At 68.3% G+C, this 19,288-nt stretch carries 17 protein-coding genes; 8 read left to right on the forward strand and 9 right to left on the reverse strand.

What is annotated here, in order from left to right:
- Positions 1-157: 157 nt before the first annotated feature.
- The 4 genes from OG555_RS34970 to OG555_RS34985 all read left to right on the forward strand — a co-directional run bounded on the left by OG555_RS34970 (position 158) and on the right by OG555_RS34985 (position 4,063).
- Positions 158-1,519 carry an efflux RND transporter periplasmic adaptor subunit gene (locus OG555_RS34970; protein ID WP_329477030.1) on the forward strand — a complete coding sequence of 454 codons (1,362 nt, stop codon included), beginning with the start codon at positions 158-160 and terminating at the stop codon, positions 1,517-1,519.
- A complete protein-coding gene (locus OG555_RS34975; protein WP_329477032.1) occupies positions 1,509-2,201 on the forward strand; it encodes an ABC transporter ATP-binding protein in 693 nt (230 codons plus the stop codon). The genes OG555_RS34970 and OG555_RS34975 overlap by 11 nt, the downstream gene beginning before the upstream one ends.
- The gene (locus OG555_RS34980; RefSeq protein ID WP_329477034.1) at positions 2,201-3,433 is read left to right on the forward strand and encodes an ABC transporter permease; all 1,233 of its coding nucleotides are present in this window, start codon (positions 2,201-2,203) and stop codon (positions 3,431-3,433) included. Before OG555_RS34975 ends, OG555_RS34980 begins: the two co-directional genes overlap by 1 nt.
- A gap of 78 nt (positions 3,434-3,511) precedes the next feature.
- Complete coding sequence (locus OG555_RS34985) at positions 3,512-4,063, forward strand: hypothetical protein (protein ID WP_329477036.1); 552 nt, start codon at positions 3,512-3,514, stop codon at positions 4,061-4,063.
- Positions 4,064-4,105: 42 nt separating this feature from the next.
- Here the strand turns inward: OG555_RS34985 and OG555_RS34990 are convergent, their stop codons facing one another.
- A complete protein-coding gene (locus tag OG555_RS34990; protein WP_329477038.1) occupies positions 4,106-4,894 on the reverse strand; it encodes a class I SAM-dependent methyltransferase in 789 nt (262 codons plus the stop codon).
- Between the two features lie 49 nt (positions 4,895-4,943).
- Between OG555_RS34990 and OG555_RS34995 the strand changes: the two genes are divergently transcribed.
- Complete coding sequence (locus OG555_RS34995) at positions 4,944-5,522, forward strand: TetR/AcrR family transcriptional regulator (protein WP_329477040.1); 579 nt, start codon at positions 4,944-4,946, stop codon at positions 5,520-5,522.
- A gap of 380 nt (positions 5,523-5,902) precedes the next feature.
- On the opposite strand, the gene OG555_RS35000 is transcribed toward OG555_RS34995, so the two are convergent.
- Both OG555_RS35000 and OG555_RS35005 read right to left on the reverse strand, forming a co-directional pair.
- Entirely contained in the window at positions 5,903-7,276 is a 1,374-nt protein-coding gene (locus OG555_RS35000) for an MFS transporter (protein ID WP_329477041.1), read from the reverse strand.
- A 54-nt stretch (positions 7,277-7,330) separates the two neighbouring features.
- Positions 7,331-8,083, reverse strand: a complete 753-nt coding sequence (locus tag OG555_RS35005) for a glycerophosphodiester phosphodiesterase (RefSeq protein WP_329477042.1) — start codon at positions 8,081-8,083, stop codon at positions 7,331-7,333.
- Positions 8,084-8,109: 26 nt separating this feature from the next.
- Between OG555_RS35005 and OG555_RS35010 the strand changes: the two genes are divergently transcribed.
- Positions 8,110-9,243 carry an aminotransferase class V-fold PLP-dependent enzyme gene (locus tag OG555_RS35010; RefSeq protein ID WP_329477043.1) on the forward strand — a complete coding sequence of 378 codons (1,134 nt, stop codon included), beginning with the start codon at positions 8,110-8,112 and terminating at the stop codon, positions 9,241-9,243.
- A gap of 585 nt (positions 9,244-9,828) precedes the next feature.
- Here OG555_RS35010 and OG555_RS35015 read toward each other — a convergent pair.
- The 4 genes from OG555_RS35015 to OG555_RS35030 form a co-directional block, all read right to left on the reverse strand.
- Positions 9,829-10,680 (reverse strand): carbohydrate ABC transporter permease, encoded by an 852-nt coding sequence (locus OG555_RS35015; protein WP_328520743.1) that lies wholly within the window; start codon positions 10,678-10,680, stop codon positions 9,829-9,831.
- Positions 10,677-11,603: a carbohydrate ABC transporter permease gene (locus OG555_RS35020; RefSeq protein WP_329477044.1), complete on the reverse strand. Its 927-nt coding sequence runs from the start codon at positions 11,601-11,603 to the stop codon at positions 10,677-10,679. Before OG555_RS35020 ends, OG555_RS35015 begins: the two co-directional genes overlap by 4 nt.
- A gap of 46 nt (positions 11,604-11,649) precedes the next feature.
- Complete coding sequence (locus OG555_RS35025; protein ID WP_329477045.1) at positions 11,650-12,987, reverse strand: ABC transporter substrate-binding protein; 1,338 nt, start codon at positions 12,985-12,987, stop codon at positions 11,650-11,652.
- A gap of 64 nt (positions 12,988-13,051) precedes the next feature.
- Complete coding sequence (locus OG555_RS35030) at positions 13,052-15,823, reverse strand: family 78 glycoside hydrolase catalytic domain (RefSeq protein WP_329477046.1); 2,772 nt, start codon at positions 15,821-15,823, stop codon at positions 13,052-13,054.
- A 195-nt stretch (positions 15,824-16,018) separates the two neighbouring features.
- Here OG555_RS35030 and OG555_RS35035 point away from each other — a divergent pair, with 195 nt between their 5' ends.
- Complete coding sequence (locus tag OG555_RS35035; protein WP_329477047.1) at positions 16,019-16,915, forward strand: helix-turn-helix transcriptional regulator; 897 nt, start codon at positions 16,019-16,021, stop codon at positions 16,913-16,915.
- Here OG555_RS35035 and OG555_RS35040 read toward each other — a convergent pair.
- Positions 16,896-17,585 (reverse strand): TetR/AcrR family transcriptional regulator, encoded by a 690-nt coding sequence (locus OG555_RS35040; RefSeq protein ID WP_329477048.1) that lies wholly within the window; start codon positions 17,583-17,585, stop codon positions 16,896-16,898. The genes OG555_RS35035 and OG555_RS35040 overlap by 20 nt on opposite strands.
- An 84-nt stretch (positions 17,586-17,669) precedes the next feature.
- Between OG555_RS35040 and OG555_RS35045 the strand changes: the two genes are divergently transcribed.
- Positions 17,670-18,857: an FAD-dependent monooxygenase gene (locus OG555_RS35045; protein ID WP_329477049.1), complete on the forward strand. Its 1,188-nt coding sequence runs from the start codon at positions 17,670-17,672 to the stop codon at positions 18,855-18,857.
- Here OG555_RS35045 and OG555_RS35050 read toward each other — a convergent pair.
- Positions 18,825-19,283: a PGPGW domain-containing protein gene (locus OG555_RS35050; RefSeq protein ID WP_329477050.1), complete on the reverse strand. Its 459-nt coding sequence runs from the start codon at positions 19,281-19,283 to the stop codon at positions 18,825-18,827. The two genes, OG555_RS35045 and OG555_RS35050, sit on opposite strands and share 33 nt — an antisense overlap.
- Positions 19,284-19,288 lie beyond the last annotated feature (5 nt).

The following is a 19,288-nucleotide window of genomic DNA, read 5'->3' on the forward strand; positions in this document are numbered from 1 at the left end:
GACAGCACCGTCGTGACGCCCTGTCATCGAGCGTTCACTCATCACGGTGTGTCGCGATGCGTCCGACGTACGACGCACCAAACCGATGGACAGTTCACAGCCAGTTGCCAGGAATCGGGGATCAGATCCTCAGCAAACGGCCCTAGCGTCTGCGTCCATGGTGCTACCCCGCCACAAGCTCCGTGGCCTCAGCTTCGTCAACGTGGCCCTGGTGGCCATCGTCCTGGCCATCGCCCTCACGGCGTACTTCCTGTTCTTCCGAAAGGACCAACCAGCTGCGAGCGCGACTCGCCCGACGGCGGCAGTGGCCCGCGGGGACGTGACCGCCAGCGTCAGCTCCAGCGGCACCCTGCAGAGTTCCCAGAACGCGTCACCGCAGTTCGAGACCTCCGGCACGGTCACCCAGATCCTGGTGAAGGTCGGCCAGGTGGTCGCCAAGGGCGCGGCGGTCGCGAAGGTCGATCCGTCCGCCGCCGAACGGCAGCTCCGGATCGCCGATCAGAACCAGATCGCGGCGGCCAACTCGGTCACGGCCGCGCAGGAGTCGCTCGACGACGCCCAGGACGCCGCCGGGGCCGCAGCGGAGGCATCGGCCTCGCCGAGCCCGACGCCGACCAACGGCCAGCAGCAGACGCAGTCCCAGAACCAGGGCCAGACCCAGAACCCGGAGGTTGCCGTCAGCAACGCCGAGGCGAGCCTGGCCCGGGCGAAGGCGGACAAGGAGCAGGCCGACCAGGACGTCGAGGGCGCCCAGGCCGCGGTCGACGCGACCACGCTGAAGGCACCGATCGCGGGCACGATCACCGCGATCAACGGCTCGGTCGGCTCGGTGACCGGCGGCTCGAGTACCGGTTCGGGGTCAGCCTCCGGCTCTGGTTCAGGCTCGACCTCAGGTCAAGGTTCAGGGTCGACCAGCTCGAGTACGACGACCACGTCGGGCTCCGGCTTCGTCGACATCTCGGACCTCAAGGCACTCCAGGTGGTCGCGTCGTTCGCCGAGGCGGACGCGATCAAGATCAAGGCCGGCCAGTCCGCCACCGTCACCCTGAACGCCGAACCGGGTACGACGCTCACCGCCACGCTGGTGTCCGTGTCGCCGACGCCGACCACGACGAACGGCGTCGTCTCGTACTCGGCCACCTTCTCGCTGGCCAAGCTGCCGGCGAACGCCCGGATCGGCCAGACCGCCAACGTCACCGTGCAGACCGCGAAGGCGACCAACGCCCTCTACGTCCCGAGCACGGCGATCGCCACCAGCGGTACGACGTACACCGTCACGATGGCCGACGGCGGCGGGACGCGGGAGGTGAAGGTCGGCGTCCGCGGCGGTAGCTTCACCCAGATCACCTCCGGTCTGAACGAGGGCGACCGGATCGACTTGCTGCAGGGCACGATCGGTGGCACCACGAACCAGACCGGCCAGGGCCGGCAGTTCGGTCAGGGGCAGTTCCCCGCCGGTGGCGGCCAGTTCCCCGGCGTCGGCGCGGGCACAGGCGGCGGGGGCAACCGTGGCCGCTGACGCCCTGATCGAGATCCGGGACGTCACCAAGACGTACGGCAGCGGCGAGACCGCCGTGCACGCGCTCCGCGGGGTGTCCCTGCGGGTCGAGGCTGGTGAGTACGTCGCGGTGATGGGCTCGTCCGGATCCGGCAAGTCGACGCTGATGAACATCCTCGGCTGCCTGGACGTCCCGAGCCGGGGCGAGTACTGGCTGGACGGGAGCAACGTGGCCCGATTGACCGAGGATCAGCAGGCGCTCGTCCGCGGCCGCAAGATCGGGTTCATCTTCCAGTCGTTCAACCTGATCCCGCGCACCAGCGCGCTCGCCAACGTCGAACTCCCGCTCACCTACGCTCATCTGCGCCGCGCCGAGCGGCGCGAGCGAGCCAGTCGCGCGCTGGACCTGGTCGGACTGTCCGATCGCGCCGATCACCGGCCCAACGAGTTGTCCGGCGGCCAGCAGCAGCGTGTCGCGATCGCCCGCGCGCTGGCCACCGGGCCGCGGATCCTGCTCGCCGACGAGCCGACCGGCAACCTGGACGCTCACTCGACCGACGAGGTGCTCGGCATGTTCGACCAGCTGAACGCCGACGGGCGCACGGTCGTCGTGATCACTCACGAGCATGACGTGGCGGCCCGGGCCCGGCGGCTGATCCAGGTCTCCGACGGCCGGATCGTCGCGGACGAGGTGACCCGCTGATGTCACCTCGCGACCTGATGGCGGCCGCCCTGCGCGGTCTCAACGCGAACAAGCTCCGCTCGCTGCTGACCATCCTCGGCGTCTCCATCGGCGTCGGCGCGGTCATCGTGCTGGTTGCTGTCGGCAACGGCTCGGGCAAGGCGGTCCAGGCCCGGCTCGAGGCCATGGGCACCAACCTGCTCACGGTCTCCACGACCGGCGGTGGCGGCGGCTTCCAGCGTGGCCAGGCCGGGCCGTCGGCCCAGCAGTACAGCCTGACCCTCGACGATGCGGCCGCCCTCGCCGACGAGCGGCTCGCCCCCGACGTGGCGGCGGTCGCCCCGGTGATGACGAGCAGCGGTACGACGGCGACGAACGGCGACACCAGTTACACGGTGAGCCAGGTGATCGGTACGACGCCGGAGTACATGCCCGCCACCAACACGCCGGTCGGGACCGGAGCGTCGTTCACCCAGGAGGACGTCGACACCTCACAGCGGGTCATCCTGCTCGGGCAGACGACCGCGACCGAGCTGTTCACCCGGCCCGCGAGCGCGGTCGGTCAGACGATCAAGCTCGGCGCCGTCGACTTCGTCGTCCGCGGGGTGCTGGCGAGCAAGGACAGCACCGGGTTCTCGGATCCGAACGCGACCGCGATCATGCCGATCAGCACGCTCCGCGCGACCCAGGCCGGGTACGGCGCGATCAACCAGATCGTGGTCCAGGCGGCGAACGAGGATCGCGTGGACACCGCGCAGGCCGAGGTCACGCAGTTGCTGACCGCACGGCACCAGGTGCCGGCGAACCAGACCTCGCCGTTCCGGATCACGAACTCCGCGCAGATCCTGCAGACCAGCCAGGACACCGCCGCGACCTTCACCGCCCTGCTGGCGACGGTCGCCGCGATCAGCCTGGTCGTCGGCGGGATCGGGGTCACCAACATCATGCTGGTCACCGTCACCGAGCGGACCCGTGAGATCGGCATCCGCAAGGCGCTCGGCGCGCGGCGGCGGACGATCCTCGGCCAGTTCCTGATCGAGGCGACCCTGCTCAGCCTGATCGGCGGCGCCGTCGGGGTCGGCGTCGCGCTGATCGTCACCCGCTTCCAGCTCGCCGGTGTGCAGCCGGTGCTGGTGCCGTCGTCGATCGGACTCGCGCTCGGCGTGTCCGCGGCGGTCGGCCTGTTCTTCGGCAGCATGCCGGCGCACCGAGCCGCCGGTCTTCGTCCCATCGACGCACTACGACACGAGTGAGAGGCATATGAACGAGCGGAGCGAGTTCATCATCAAACACAGCCCGGAATCGGCGCCCGGAGCGAAGCGAGGACGCCGATGAGCAACCAGAACCCCGACGAGTTCGCCCAGATCGGGTCGAACGAGGAGGTCGACGCGGCGCTGACGCCGAAGAAGAGCCTCAACCTGCCACTGGCGACGGCGATCCTGGCCGGCATCGTGGTCCTGGCCATCGGCCTCGCCGGCGGCGCCGGCCTGCACGCGGCGTTCGCGTCGGACAGTACGACGACTCAGCCGCAGGCCGGCGGCCGCGGCTTCGGCGGCGGGTACGGCGGCTTCCGGGGCCAGAACGGCAACGGGCAGGCACCGGGCGCCGGCCAAGGTGGTCCGGGCGGCGCGGCGATCGGCACGGTCGTGTCGGCGACGGGTACCGAGCTCGTGGTGAAGACGCAGAACGGCAACGTCACGGTCAAGCTGACCGGCGACACGACGTACGAGATCACCGCCAAGGGCACCGCGGCCGACCTCAAGCAGGGTGAACAGGTCGTCGTCAGCGGCCAGAACGCCAACGGCACGATCACGGCGAACACCGTCCGGCAGGGAAGCTTCGGCGGAGGCTTCCGCAACCCGAGCGCCACGCCGTCGCGGTAACCCCGAACCGTGCGCCCGGCCAGCACCCCGGCCGGGCGCACGTCATCGCCTGGTGGCGGTGAGTGCGACCGCGGTGCTGTCGATGGTGAAGCTGCCGCCGGCTTCGTCGATCGCGGTGGCCATGCCGGTGAGGAGTGGCTCGAGCTTGCTGGCGTCCGCGAATTGCTTGGCGGTGCCTCCGGTCCTGACCTGGTCGAGCCACTCGTCGCGCGTGTACGCGCGGCTCCAGGGGTACTGCGATCGCTCGAGTTCCTCGAAGGCACCGGTCCCGCGCAGACCGTCGGCGGCCTTGTCGAGGAAGGCGTCGTACGCCCCCAGTGGGGAGGCGACCACGCGGTGATACATCGGGCTGTCAGGGAGCACCTCGCGGTAAACGGCGGCGAAGGCCTCGGCCACCTCAGGCGGCGGTTGGAGGACATACCAGAAGACCGCCAGCCGGCCGCCTGGTCGTAGTACTGCGGCCGCCTTGGCCGCGCCGGCGTCCGGGTCGATCCAGTGCCACGTCATCCCGGCGACGACGGCGTCGAAGGTCCGGCCCGCCGGGTCCCACGACTCGAACGGTGACACCTCGACCTCAACGCCCGTACTGCGGGCGAACGCCGCCATCCGCTGATCGACGTCCACACCCATAATCTGGCACCCCGCCGCTTGGAACTGCCGGGAGGTGATCCCGGTGCCGCACCCGACGTCGAGGAACTTCCGGCCCGGTGCCGCTGCGACGATCGCCTCGATGAGTGCATCCGGGTAGCGCGGTCTGGCCCGGTCGTAGAGGTCGGCGCCGGCCCCGAAGGACTCGGCCATCTCACGGTGCTCGTGCGGTAAAGTGGGCATGCGCCCACATTAATGGGCGACTGCCCACTCATGTCAACGGAAGGTGCGTATGCCGACAGGTGTGGCGCTGCGGGACGCCCGCGAGCAGCTGTTCGACGCGGCCGAGCGCGTCCTGCTTCGGGACGGACCGGAGGCGCTGACCAGCCGGGCCGTCACCACCGAAGCGGGCTGCGCGAAGGGCGTGCTGCACCGGCACTTCACCGACTTCGACGGCTTCCTGGCCGAGTTGGTGCTGGATCGGATCCAGCGGCTCGACGGTCAGGCCGCCGTACTGCGGGAGTCCGTTGGGCGGGGGAGTGTGGCGGACAACCTGACGACCATGCTGACCGAGCTGTTCGGGTCGGTGGCGGTGGCGATCATCAGCCTGACGATCTCGCGCGACGGGCTGCGCGCGCGCCTGCGGCAGGCAGTCCCCACCGGAGTACCGATCCTTACGGACGGCGGGCACATTATCATCGACTACCTGAAAGCTGAGCGCGACCTCGGCCGGATCCCCGCCGGCGCGGACGTCGACACGCTCGCGCTCACCCTGATCGGCTCCACCCACATGCTGTTCGCAGATCGGACCGGCATCCGGCCGAGTCGGCAGCAGGTGCAGAAGCTTGTCGCCTCTGTCGTACCCGATTAGTGCGCATCCAGAAAGGTCGGGGCCAGCTGCGGTGGGTTGACCCGTCAGTGTGAGGGTTGGCAAACCAGAATCCGGTGGGCCAACCCAACGGCTGGTTGGCTGACCCGCAAGCCGCGTCGGCTCGATGGCGGCTCCGCAACCCAGGCGGCGGGTTGGGTGTCACGACGTCGGCGGTGTTGGAGTCCGTGCCGTGCGAGGGGATATCCGGCTCTTTTGCCGGATGTGGGCGAAGTGAGTGAGGTCGGCTGGTGTGCAAGCTCGACAGGACGTGTCGGTCCAGGGTGCCGGTCGGGCGAGGCATTCACGCCTCGGCCCGGCCGGCCTGGCCGAGGCCGGGGCGGACACCTCCTGTCGAGCTGCACACTTAGCCGGCCGTGGCGCTAGACGATTGCGGGTTGGGCGTTGCCGGCTTCGGTGATGCCTCGGCGCATGTCGACGCGGGTCAGCAGGATCAGGCCGATGAGGAAGAAGAGGCCGAGGGCAACGATGGCCGGGCGGTAGGAGCCGGTGAGCTGGTGGACCAGCCCGAAGACGAGGGTGCCGAGCCAGGAGGTGCCGCGCTCGCCGGCCTGGTAGAGGGAGAAGTACTCGGCCTCGCGGCCCTTCGGGATCAGCTGGCTGAAGGCGGACCGCGACAGCGCCTGGGTGCCGCCGAGGACGATGCCGATCGCGATGCCCATCGCCAGGAACGGCACGATCTGGTGGGCGGGCAGCAGGAACCCGGCGATCACGATCAGCATCCAGACGACCAGACCGCCGATGATCGTCCGGTGTGCGCCGTACCGCTGGGCGAACCGGCCGAACGCCAGCGCCCCGAAGAACGCCACGAACTGCACCAGCAGGATCGTCGCGATCAGCACCTGGGTCGCGAAACCGAGCTGTTTCTCGCCGTACGTCGACGACACCGAGACGACCGTCTGGATGCCGTCGTTGAAGAACAGGTACGCGACCAGGAACAGCAGCGTCATCGGATAGCTCCGCAGGTGCTTGAGCGTCGCCGACAACTGCCCGAAGCTCTGCCGGACCAAGCCCCTGCTCCGCACCGGTTCGACGCTCGTCGGGGGCCGGTTCCGCAAACGCACGTACGGGATGAACGTGAACAGTCCCCACCACAGCCCGGCACTGAGCAGGCTGAGGCGGACGGCCGTCCCCTGGCTCATCCCGAGCGCGTCGTGCGCGGTGACCACGGCGAGGTTGAGGAGCAGCAGGATGAACCCACCGGCATACCCGAACGCCCACGCGCGGGACGAGACGGTGTCGCGCTGATCCGGCGGCGCGATGTCGATCAGGATCGAGTCGTAGACGACCAGCGACGAGCCCAGGCACAGATTGCCGACGAAAAGCAGCAGAGCGCCGAGCAACCAGCGGCCGCCGCCCACGAACACCATGGAGCACGCCGCCAGCGCGCCGACCCAGGCGAACCCGCACATCAGCACCTTCTTGCGGGACATCCGGTCCGCGATCGCTCCCACCACGGGCAGGAAGAGCGCCGACATCAGCGTCGCCACCGTGACGACGTAGAAGGCGAGTGAACCGGGGGAGATGCCCAGCCCCAGAACGTGGAGATTGGTGTTGCACGGCCTGTCCGTCGTACCGGCGTACCCGCAGGCCGCGGTCTCGGCGACCGACGTCAGGTACGGCGCGAACAGGACCGTGCCGACCGTGGTGACATAGCCGGAGTTCGCCCAGTCGAAGGCGCTGAACCCCCAGTACTCGCGCTTGTCCACCGCGGCCGGGGCGGAGAGAAGTCCCATGCGCGGAAGTGTGTCAGGTCCCGGCGACGATGCGGCGTCCCCGCGGATAACACTTCAATCCCACTGACCCCGCTCGACCAGGACGTCGCGGAGCAGATCGGTGCGATCGGTGATCAGGCCGTCCACGCCGGCGTCCAGCATCCGCCGCATGGTGGCCGGATCGTCCACGGTCCAGACGTGCACTTGCTTGCCCCGGGCATGCGCTCGTTTGATCAACCCGGGCGTGAGCACCCGCAACGGGCCGTATCCGTCGGGGATCTGCAGGCACGCCCCGCCGGACTTGAGCGCGAAGGGCAGGAACCGGATCAGCACGATCTCGAACTCGCCGTACCCGGTGCACAGGCGCGGACCGAGGTCCTTGCGGATTCGCCGTACCCGGGACTGGGAGAACGACGACACGCAGACCCGGTCGATCGCGTTCGCGGCCCGCAGGACGCCGGCCGCCGGCTTCAGCCCGTTCTCGGCCTTGATGTCGAGGTTGAACCGGACGTCCGGGAAGTGCTCGAGGAGCTCGTCCAGGCGGGGGATGGGCTCGTGGCCGCTGATCCTGGCCTTGCTGACCTCGGACCAGGGCAGCTCCGCCACGACCCCGGTCCGGTCGGTGACCCGGTCCAGCTTGCTGTCGTGGAAGGCGATCACGACCCCGTCGCTGGTGGCGTGCAGGTCGGTCTCGAGGTAGCGGTACCCGAGGTCCACCGCGTTCTGGAACGCGTGCAGCGAGTTCTCGTAGCCGATGTTGTCCGGGTGCAGCGCGCCGCCCCGATGGGCCATCGCGATCGGCCCGTCGTGGTCGAGGTAGGGATACACGACAGGAAGTATGTACCGTTTGGCTGGTGACGCTTTTGAGCCCCCGCCCCGACCTGTGGACCCTCGACCCCGAGGTCCTGCACCTCAACCATGGTTCGTACGGCGCTGTGCCGCGGCGGACCCAAGAGGTCCTGGCCGCCCTCCGCACGGAGGCCGACGCGAACCCGATGGCCTGGTTCCGCTCGGTCGCGGCGCGACTGACCGCGAGCCGCCTCGAGTTGGCGTCGTTCCTGCGGACCGATCCCGCCGGCTTCGCGCTGGTCCCGAACGCGAGCGCCGGCGTGACCGCCGCGCTGGCCACGCTGCCGATCCGGGCGGGCAGCCGGATCGTGCTGACCAACCACGCTTACGGCGCGGTCCGGTACGCCGCCGAGCGCTTCGCCCGGCTGAACCAGGCCGAGGTGGTCATCGTCGACGTACCCCTGGAGGCCGACGACGAGACCGTGGTCGCGCTGCTCGCGGCCCACCTGGACGACGCCGCCGCCCTCATCGTGGATCAGATCAGCTCGGCGACCGCGATGATCTTCCCGATCGCGGCGCTGGTCGAGGTGTGCCACGACCGCGGTGTCCCGGTCGTCGTCGACGGCGCGCATGCTCCAGGGCTGATCGACGCCCCGGCGGCCGACGGCGCCGACTTCTGGACGGGCAACTTCCACAAGTGGCCGGCCGCACCGCGTGCGACGGCCGGTCTCGTGGTCGCGGAGCGCTGGCGGTCGGCGACGCTCCCGCTGATCGTGTCCTGGTCGGAGTACGACGAACGGCTGCCGGAGCGGTTCGACATGCAGGGCACCTACGACTACGCGCCGTGGATCGCCGCGCCGGAGTCGCTCCGCGTGCTCGACGAGCTGGAATGGCCGGTACGGCGTACGCAGCTGAGCGCGATGATCGACGAGGGCGCGAAGATCGTGGCGAAGGCGCTCGGGACCGGGATCGCGCAGCTCGCCCGGCAGACGCCGACGATGCGCCTGGTCGAGCTCCCGTCCACCGTCGACCTCACCGCCGGCGAGGCGATCAAGGAGCGCGTCTCCCGCGACCTCAAGGCCGAGATCACCTTGACCGGCTTCGACAACCGCGGCTTCATCCGGCTGTCCATCCACGCCTACAACTCGCTGCAGGACTACCAGAAACTGTCGGAGCGGCTTCCTGAAGTCCTCGGGTGAACGACATCCAAGGCTCATACAACTCGGCTCCGGCGGCCGGCACCTCGCCAGCGCGTACGGTCATGACGTCGACCTGGAGGTCTACACCTTCGATCCGGCCGACGTCACTGGTCTGCTCAGTGCCGCCGGCTTCGCCGAGGTAGCCACCCTGGCTCGCGCTCCGATGCCGCCGGAGAAAGTACCGCAGGGCTATCTGCTGGTACGCAAGCCCGCCTGAGCATCCGCACCCGCACGTCCATCGAGGTGCCGCATGAGGTGTACCGACGGACGGGTAGTAGTCGATCAGCTCCGGCGCGGTTCGGACAGTTTGCGCGGGGGCTCGGGTGTGTTTGATGGGGTGGCTCGACTACTACCCGTCCGTCGGTACGCATCGCCCTGAAGGTCCGTCATCCGATCCGCAGGGTCCGCGTGCTGGTCACCGCGGCGCCGAGCGGGGAAGCGCGGACACCTTCTCGGGCCTGCGGACATCTGATGCGGTGTCCGAGGTCTCCGTTTGGTGTCCGAGGTTCGCCTGATCGGTGGTGGGCTGGGACAGGAAATATCAGGTGTCAGCCCACCACACCCTGTCTCAGCTCCTCGCGAGCGTCAGCCCTTGACCGCGCCTGACGTCAGGCCGGCGACGATCTGGCGGTTGAAGAACAGGAACATGATGAGTGGCGGGATCGTGATCAGCAGGATGTTCATGAAGAGGAGGTTGTACTGGGTGGTGAACTGACTGGAGAAGTTGTAGAGGGTCAGCTGGACCGTGGCGTTCTTGTCGCCGGGCAGGAAGTACAACGGGTTCACGAAGTCGTTGAACACGTTGACCGACTGCACCACGACCACGGTCACGATGACGGATCTCAGCAACGGGAAGATCACCCCGAAGAACAACCGGAGTGGGCCCGCTCCGTCGATGATCGCCGCCTCGTCCAGCTCCCGCGGGATGGTCGCGACGAACGCCCGGAACAACAGGATGCAGAACGACAACCCGAACGCGATCTCGATCAGGATCAGTCCTGGCATGGTCTTGAACAGGCCGAGCTTCTGCAGCACCCAGATCGTCGGTACGACGGCCGGCGGGATGATCAACCCGGACAGCACCAGGAAGTTGATGAAGCCGTTCCACCTGCTCTTGCGCCGCTGCAGCACGAACCCGGCCATGGCCGCGAGCACCACCATCCCGGTGACGCTGGCCACGGTCAGGATCGTGCTGTTGATGAAGGCGATCACCAGCATGTAGTCGCGGGCCTTGACCACCTCGACGAAGTTCTGCACGATCCGGAACTGGTGCGGCCAGGAGAAGCTCAGATCCGCGGACTGCTGCCGGTCCTTCACCGCGGTCAGCACGATGAACGCGAAGGGGATCACGAACACCACGATCGAGGCCACGATCGCGACGGCGCTGAGCAGGTAGTTCCGGCCCGGTTTGTGGTTGACGAGCTCGGCGGTGCTCACAGGTCCACCTCCTTGCGGTTGAGGAACCATGACAGCGGCAGGATGATCGCGGTGACCACCACGAACAGCACGACGTTGCCGGCTGTCGACAGGCCGTAGAACCCGGCCTGGTACTGCTTGTAGATCACCGACGCGATCACGTCCGAGGTGAACCCGGGCCCGCCGCGCGTCATCGCCCAGATCAGCTCGAACGACCGCAGGCCACCGATCAGCGACAGGATGATCACGGTGACGGTGGCCGGCTTGCACAGCGGCAGCACGATCCGCCGGAACGTCTCCCATGCCCCGGCTCCGTCGACGCGAGCGGCTTCCATGTACTCGCGCGGGATCGACACGATGCCCGCGATGTAAATGAGGGTCGCGAGCCCGACGCCCTTCCACACGTCGACGGCGGCGATCGACATCAACGCCCATTTCGGGTCGGTGAGCCACCCGGGTCCGTTGATACCGATCACACCCAGCGCGCCGTTGATCAGGCCGCGCTCGGGGTTCATCAGCACCGTGAAGGTGAGACCGACGCCGATCGTGCTGACCAGCACCGGGAAGAAGACGACCGAGCGGAGGTACGCGCGGCCGACGATCCTGGACGTGAGCAGTACGGCGAGCAGCAGGCCGAGCACGACCTTCGACCCCGACGTCACCACCGCGTAGATCAGCGTGTTGGTGAAGCCTTTGACCAGAGCCGGCTCCTGGAAGAACAGCTTGAAGTTGTCGAACCCGATGAACTTCGACTCGAACAGGCTCCACCGGGTCAGGCTGTAGTAGAAGGAGGCAAAGGTCGGAACGAGGAACAGGACGGTGTAGATCACCGCGGTGGGCAGGTAGAACCAGAACGAGTACGGCGAGTAGACCTTCCCCCCGGCCGCGACTGCGGCCGGGGTCGCGTCACTGCGCGCGTCCGGGCGTGTGGAGGTGACGGTCATGGGGCCTCCCGTCCTGGACTGAGGAGCAGAGCGCCGGTCACAAACCTCACCAACCCGCCAGTCCGAGCTGCTGCGCCTGCTTCTTCACGTCCTCGTCGTACCGGGCGGCGCCGTCCTTCGCCTTCCGGATGCCCGAACCCACCTCGACGGTGATCTGCTCGAGCGACGGGCCCTTGACCGGCGAGAGGAACTCCAGCGCCAGGCTGGACGCACCCGGCTTGTCGAGGTACGGCTGCATGTCCTTGATCGACTGGGGTACGTCGTCCCCGAGCGTGCAGCCCTTGACCGCGTACGGACCGGTCGGTGCGCCGGCCGTGTTCTGCGACTTGCACCCGTCCGGGCTGGCGACGAAGGCCTGGAACTTCTTGGCCGCGTCCAGCTTGTCACCCGTGGTGGACTTCGGGATGTAGAGACCACCCGGTGTCCACAACGTCAGGCCGTTCTTGCTCGCGTCGTCACCAGGTAGCGCGAACAGGCCGACGGTCTTGGCCGCGTCGGGGTAGGTGGCGACCATGTTGGCGACCACGCCGGACAGGATCGGGTAGTGCGCACCCTTGCCGGTGGCAAGCATCTTGAGACCGTCCGGCAGCTTGGCCGAGGCGAAGTCCTTGTTCTCGTACCCGGCGTCGTGGACGGCCTCGGTGTGCTCGAATCCCTTGAGCGCGGCCGGCGACGTCGCGTACTTCGCCTGGTTCTGGGTGTACTTGTCGGCGAAGTCCGGCTCGGCCGCCGACACGTTGTGGAAGTCGCCCAGGACGAACAGCTGCGAGGTCCACGTCTCGCCATAGGTCTGGATCACCGGTGCGACGCCGCCACCGGACGCCTTGATCTTGGCGTTGTTGGCCATGAACTCGGCCCAGGTCGTCGGCACCTTCAGCCCGAGCTTGGTGTAGACGGGGATGCTGTAGAGGACCGCACCGCCCTGGAAGCCGCCGACGGGTGCGCCGTACACCTGACCGTCGGCGGTCACGGTCTTCTTGAAGTTGTCGTCCAGGTCGGCGACCCACGGCTCGTCGTTAACCGAGAGCAGGTTCTTCTGCGGTGCGATCGCATTGAACAGCGACCCGGTGTTGTAGTTGAACACATCGACCATGTCGCCGGTCGACAGCCGGGTCTTGATCAGGTTGTCCCCTTCGGTGCCACCCGGCCGGGTCTCCACCTTCACGGTGATGCTTGGGTTCTTCGCGTGGAAGTCCTTGGCCAGTTGCTCGGCCTCCTTCACGTCCTGGTCCTGGTTGGTGGTCAGGTACGTGATCTCGACCGAGCCACTGCCGGCGTTGTCGCTGGAACCGAGACTGCCCGCACTGCACGCGGTCAGGGCGAGCGAGGAGACGGCCAGAACAGTGCTGACGGCCAGTCCTCTCCTGCCTGGGCGGAATGTCATCTTGACCTCCAAGGGGATGTTTCTTCAGGGCATCGGCAGCGGGGCGGTGGTCGGTGGAACAGGGTCAGTTGTCGAGCAGGGCGTCGAGTTTCGCCTGCAGAGCTTGGGCAGCGGGGGAGAAGTCGCGCCGGCTGATCGCGTCGACCAGCTGGCTCGCCGGCAGGTCGAGGTACCGCTCCAGCCGCGCAGCCAGCTCACCGTCGTCGGCGACGACCTCGGTCTCGACGGCCGCGGCGACGAAGGTGTCCCAGCTGGACTCGTGGTCGATGAGTTGCCGGACCGTCGGCTCCGCGGGCAGCGCGGGCGTCTCGGCGTACGTCGCGGTCCACTCGTGCGTGCCGTGGCCGACCTCGACCGGCTCGCTCTCACCAGGTACGGCGACCTGTGCACGCGAGCCGACCGGCACGGTCACGCTGAGCCGGATCTCGCCGTCGGACCGCGTCCACGCCACCGCGGCCTCGCCGTACGGCGTGATGTGCTTGGCCGATGCGGCGGTGAGGTGCGAGGTGAAGAGCGGCTGTACGACGATCGTGCGGTAGCCGGGGTCGCCGGCCGCGAGGCCCGCCACCCGCCGGTGCATCCAGTCGGCGACGGCGCCGAGCGCGTAGTGGTTGAACGACGTCATCTGGCCGGGGTTGATGCTGCCGTCGGGCAGCATGCTGTCGTAGCGTTCCCAGACCGTCGTCGCGCCCATCGTCACTGAGTACAGCCAAGAGGGGCAGGCTGTCTGTAGCAGAAGGCGGTATGCGAGGTCGGGATGTCCGGAATCGGCCAACGCGTCGGCGATCAGCGGCGTACCGACGAATCCGGTGCTGATCCGGAAACCCGCCGTCCGGACCAGATCCGCAAGGCGCTTGCCGGCGCGCTCCCGCTGGCTCTCCGTGGGCAGCAGTGCCCACTGGAGCGCGAGCGCGTAGTTGGTGGTGGCATCGCTCAGTACGCGTCCGCCCTCGGTGGTGTACTCCGCGGCGAACGCCTGCCGGACGCGCGCGGCGAGGTCGGCGTACTCGCGGGCCAGGTCGGCATCGCCGACGACCTCTGCGGCCTTGGCAACGACCTCGGCCGAGCGGGCCAGGTGAGCGGTGGCGAGGACGTCCGGGTCCGCCTTCGCGCGGAAGGGGTTCTCGGGCGGGGCGGTCGGGTCGAGCCAGTCGCCGAACTGGAAGCCGCCGGACCAGAGCAGGTCGTCGCCGGCCAGGTCGGCCATCTTGTCCACCCAGGCCCGCATGCTCGGCAGTTGGCGCGCGAGCAGACCGGCGTCGCCGGTGCGCTCGTAGATCACCCAGGGGACGATCGTTGCCGCGTCACCCCAAGCGGCCGTGGCCGGTGCCGAGTTCTTGAGCACATCCGGTACGACGAACGGAACCGAGCCGTCCTTCTGCTGCTCGGCCGAGAGGTCGGCCAGCCAGTTGGTCAGGAAGCCGGCGGTGTCGAACAGGAAGCTCGCAGTGGGTGAGAAGACCTGGATGTCGCCGGTCCAGCCGAGCCGCTCGTCGCGCTGCGGACAGTCGGTCGGCACGTCGACGAAGTTGCCGCGCATGCCCCAGACCACGTTCTCGTGGAACCGGTTGAGCAGTGCGTGCGAGGAGTCGAACCAGCCGGTGCGCGGCAGGTCGCTGCCGACCACGATCGCCTCGAGGTCTTCCTTCCGGAGATCGCTGACGCCCGTGACTTCGGCGTACCGGAAGCCGTGGAAGGTGAGCGGCGAGTCGAGGGTGACCTCGTCGGATCCGGCCAGGATGTACGAGTCGGTGGCCTTGGCGGTCCGGAGCGGGCGGACACCGAGCTCGCCGTGCTCCAGGACCTCCGCGTGCCGCAGGACGACCTCGTCGCCCGCGGCGCCGCCACGGACCGTCAGCCGGACCCGGCCGACCAGGTTCTGGCCGAAGTCGATCAGGGTCTTGCCGGAGGGCGACGCACTGATCTCGACCGCGGGCAGGACATCGGTGATGCGGACCGGCGGGCCGTCGGGTGCGACGAGCAGGCCCAGGTCGGCGTCGAGCACGTCGACCGAGGTGGGCTCTCCCGGCGTACGGCGGAGGTCGGTGCGCTGGCCGTCGTACAGGTCGTCGGCGAGGACCGCGCTCTCGCGTGAGGTCCAGGTGTCGTCGCTGCCGAAGGTGTGGACCTGTCCGTCGGCCGTGGTGACCTCGAGCTGCGCGAGGACCGCGAGGCGGTTGCCGTACACCTCCTTCTGGTCCTGGAACCCGAGCCGGCCCCGGTACCAGCCGTTGCCGACGAGGAACTCGAGCCTGTTCTCACCAGGCCGGACCAGGCTCGTCACGTCGTACGTCTGATAGCGCAGCCGATACTGGTACGCCGTCCAGCCGGGCGCGAGCTCTTCGTCGCCGACCCGTTCGCCGTTGAGCTCGGGGAGATAGACGCCGTGCGCGGTCGCGTACAGGCGGGCCTTGACGATGCCGTCCGGCAGGTCGGCGACACCGGCGAGCAGGGGAGCGGGGGAGCCGTGGCTGTTGTCACGCGGGCTCACGAAGCGCGCGGTCCAGTCGTCCGAGCCGAGCAGGCCGACCTCGACGGTCGCGGGCCGGCTCCAGTCACTCCAGTCGCCGTTGCCGCGGACGCGCACCCGGACCTGCGCCGACTCCCGGGAGGTGAGCGGGTCACCCGGCCACGGAACCAGGACCTGCTCGGGGGACTGGACCGTGTAGACCTGCGCTGTCCCGGTGGTGATCTCGACCTCGTACGCCGTCTGCGCGTAGTCGGCGTCCGCGGCCGCGACCTGCCACGACAACCGTGGGGTCGCGGTGCCGAGGCCCAGGACGGGGGCGGCACGGTGTTCGAAGCGGAGCGAAGTGGGTGCGGCGAGGTTCGACATGAGTCTCCAACCGACGTCGAGTGAAACGATTCATTGGGTGTTCCGGCGAAACGCCTCGTTCTGTTGCGGATTGATGGCTGCGACGTATCAGGGACGTTTCGCCTGTTCCCCGATCCTGCGGCTGGTAGTCGCCGGGGGCTAGCCCGGAGTGCACTCGTGGTAGCACAAAATGCACCTTGGCCCGTATCGTGAGGCATGGCCGACGAGCCGGTGAGGACCCGCGGGACCGTGCTGCACTTCGTCGAAGGGACGGTGGTGCACTCCGGTCCGCACGTGCACGAGGACTCGCATCCGCTGCACACGCACAGCTTCTTCGAGCTCGCCCTGGTGATCGGCGGCGAGGGCGTTCATCACAGCCTGGCCGGCCGGCAGCGCCTCCAGATCGGGGACGCGATCCTGCTCCGTCCGGGCGTCTGGCACGAATATGAGGAATGTAGTTCTCTCGAGGTCTACAACTGCTGCTTCTCGGCCGACCTCGTCCGCCGCGAGCTCGCCTGGGCGCGCGAGGATCCCTTACTGGGTTACCTGTTGTGGACTGGACCTTTCTCGGCGCAGCGCCGCGGAATGCTGACCACGCATCTCGATCCGGACACTCTGCGAGAAGGTATCGGGCATCTCGAAGGGTTGCGGCAGTTGCGCAACCGGCCGCTGAGCCGGCATCGCGGTGAGGTGATCGGCTGGCTGTCGTTGTACCTGAGTTGCGTGGCGCGGACGGTCGCCGAGCGGGACGACCGCGGCGAGCAGACGCATCCCGCCGTACTGGATGCGATGCGGATGATGGAGGCGGACCCGGCCAGGCCGTGGACGCTGACCGATCTGGCGAACGCATTGCATCTTGCGCCGGGGTACCTGGTCCGGTTGTTCAAGTCGGTGACCGGGATGCCGCCGATGGCTTATCTGTCCCGGCATCGGGTCGAGCTCGCGGCCGATCAGTTGCTGCACACGGACCTGCCGATCAGCCGGATCGGCGAGTCCGTCGGGTGGCCCGATCAGAACTATTTCGCGCGCCGATTCAAGTCCCACTACGGGCTCAGCGCATCGACCTATCGGCATCGTTTCAATTCGCTGCGGATCAGTCCTTCCGTGCACTGATCAGTAGCTCGACGCCGTCGAGGATGCGGTCGAGGCCGAACTCGAGGCCCTGGTTCTCGCTGCCGGCCGCGGTGCGCAGGGCCGCGGCGAGATTGGGGAACCGCTCGGACTCCGTGCTGAGGATCTCGGCCAGTGACCGGGTCACCTCCTCCTCGGTGAGACCGACGCTGTGACCGGGGAAGGTCGTGGACTGCTGGGCGATGTTCCGGACGTGGCTGGTGATGACCAGGATCGAGTCGAGCTGCTCGCCGCCGCGCAGGCCCGAGTCGCCGAGGGCGGCAAGCCCCTGCTCCATCCAGGCGAGTTCGTTCGGACCGAGCAGGCGGCGTCCGATGGTCGACTGCAGTAGCCAGGGGTGACGGGTGAAGCCCGCGTAGAGGTCCATCGCCCACGCCCGCAGTGCTTCGCGCCACGGCAGGCCGGGCCGCTCCGGCGGTGCGCCCATCGCCAGGTCGCTCATCACGGCGAGGAGCTCGGTCTTGCCGGGCACGTAGCGGTAGAGCGCCATCTTGGTGACCGGCAGCTCGCCGGCGATGCGCTGCATCGAGACCGCGTCGAGTCCTTCCGCGTCGGCGATCCGGATCGCGGCCTCGGCGATCCCGGTCAGGGTGATCGCCGGTTTCGGGCCGCGGCTCGGCGCCGGCTGCCTGCCCCAGAGCAGTTCGGTCATCGGTGCTCCCTTCCGGATGCGCTTGAACTGTGTCTACCATACACATTATTGTGTCCGGCGGACACAATTAGTCAGGAGGCGGAGATGAAGGTTCTGGTATCGGGTGCGAGTGTCGCGGGCCCGTCGGTGGCGCTTTGGCTGGGACGGGCCGGCCACGACGTGACCGTGGTCGAGATCGCGCCGGCGTTGCGGCAGGGCGGGTACGCCGTGGACTTCCGGGGCGAGGTGAACAAGGCCGTGCTCGGCCGGATGGGCGTGCTGGATGACCTCCGGGCGCTCCAGACCGGTGGCACCGCGATGCGGTTCGTTGACGAGTCCGGGCGGCTGCTGATGCGGTTGCCCGCCGAGTTCGCGGGCGGTGAGCTCGAGGTCCTGCGCGCGGACTTGTCACGGGTGTTGTACGAGCACAGTCGCGAGCGGGCGGCGTACCGGTTCGGCGACTCGATCGCCGGCCTGTGTGGGCATGCGGGCGGCGTGGATGTTCGGTTCGAGAGTGGGCTCGAGGAGACGTACGACCTGGTCATCGGCGCGGACGGGATGCATTCGGTGGTACGCCGGCTGGCCTGGCCGGCGGAGCGGGTGACCGAGCGTCATCTCGGGTACTACGTCGCCGGCTGGGAGGTGCCGAACACGATGGGCATCAGCGGTGACGGGCTTCACTACAACGTGCCGGGGAGGTTGGCGAGTGTCGGTGCGGACCGGCGTGACCCGGCGCTGGCGCAGACGCTGTTCGTGTTCAGGTCACCGGAACTGCGATACAACCGGCGCGACCAGGACGAGCAGAAGGCCATCGTGCGTGAGCATTTCGCGGATCTCGGCTGGCACGTGCCGGCATTGCTCGATGGGTTGCCGGCGGCAACTGAGATGTACTTCGACTCGATCAGCCGAGTGCATGTGGATCGCTGGTCCAACGGCCGGCTCGTCCTGCTCGGCGACGCCGGGTACGGCGCGACCTTCGGGGCACTGGGCACAGGTACGGCGGTCGTGGGCGCATATGTCCTGGCGGGGGAGCTGGCGCGGGCGGGCGGCGACTACCAGGCCGCGTTCGGGCGCTACGAAGCACGGCTGCGCAAGGCGGTCTCGACCACACAGGACGGCAGCCAGGCTGGACGGTTCCTGGCGCCGACGACGAGGCTCGGGATCACCGCGCGGAACCGGATCCTCGACAACCGGTTCTTCCTCAACCAGATGCTCAAGATGGCCCAGAAGATGAGCAACCTGATCGAGCTGCCCAACTACTCAGTGCAGCAAGGGGAGTTTGTGGAGGAATGACTCCCAGGGGTCCGGGAACCATCCGGGGACCCCGAGGACAGCGAGGTAGAGCCAGATCGCGACGATCACACAGAGGAAGAGGGCGAGCGTGCCGAGTGCCTTCAGCCAGGCGGGCTGCCTGCCGGTCCAGGCGGTGAGCGCCTTCACCCAGTCCCGGACCCGGTAGAGCAGACGCTGAGCCCACTCGAACTCGCTGGACAGTACGGCGAGGCCGGCGATGAACAACGGAATGCCGCCTGGTCCGGGCAGCCAGCCCGTCAAAGGCGCGGCGATGATCAGCAACCCACCGACCACCCCGACGCCGATGCGGTAGATCAGGAGCTTCCTCGGATTCGCCCGGATCCGCCGCCGCCACTCCCACCGGTCGTCCTGAGCGTCCAGCGTGATGTTGTGATCAGTGCGGTCGGGACTGTTCTGCTCGGCCACGATGC

Origin of the sequence: Kribbella sp. NBC_01484 (assembly GCF_036227145.1) — a bacterium.
GTDB lineage: Bacteria > Actinomycetota > Actinomycetes > Propionibacteriales > Kribbellaceae > Kribbella.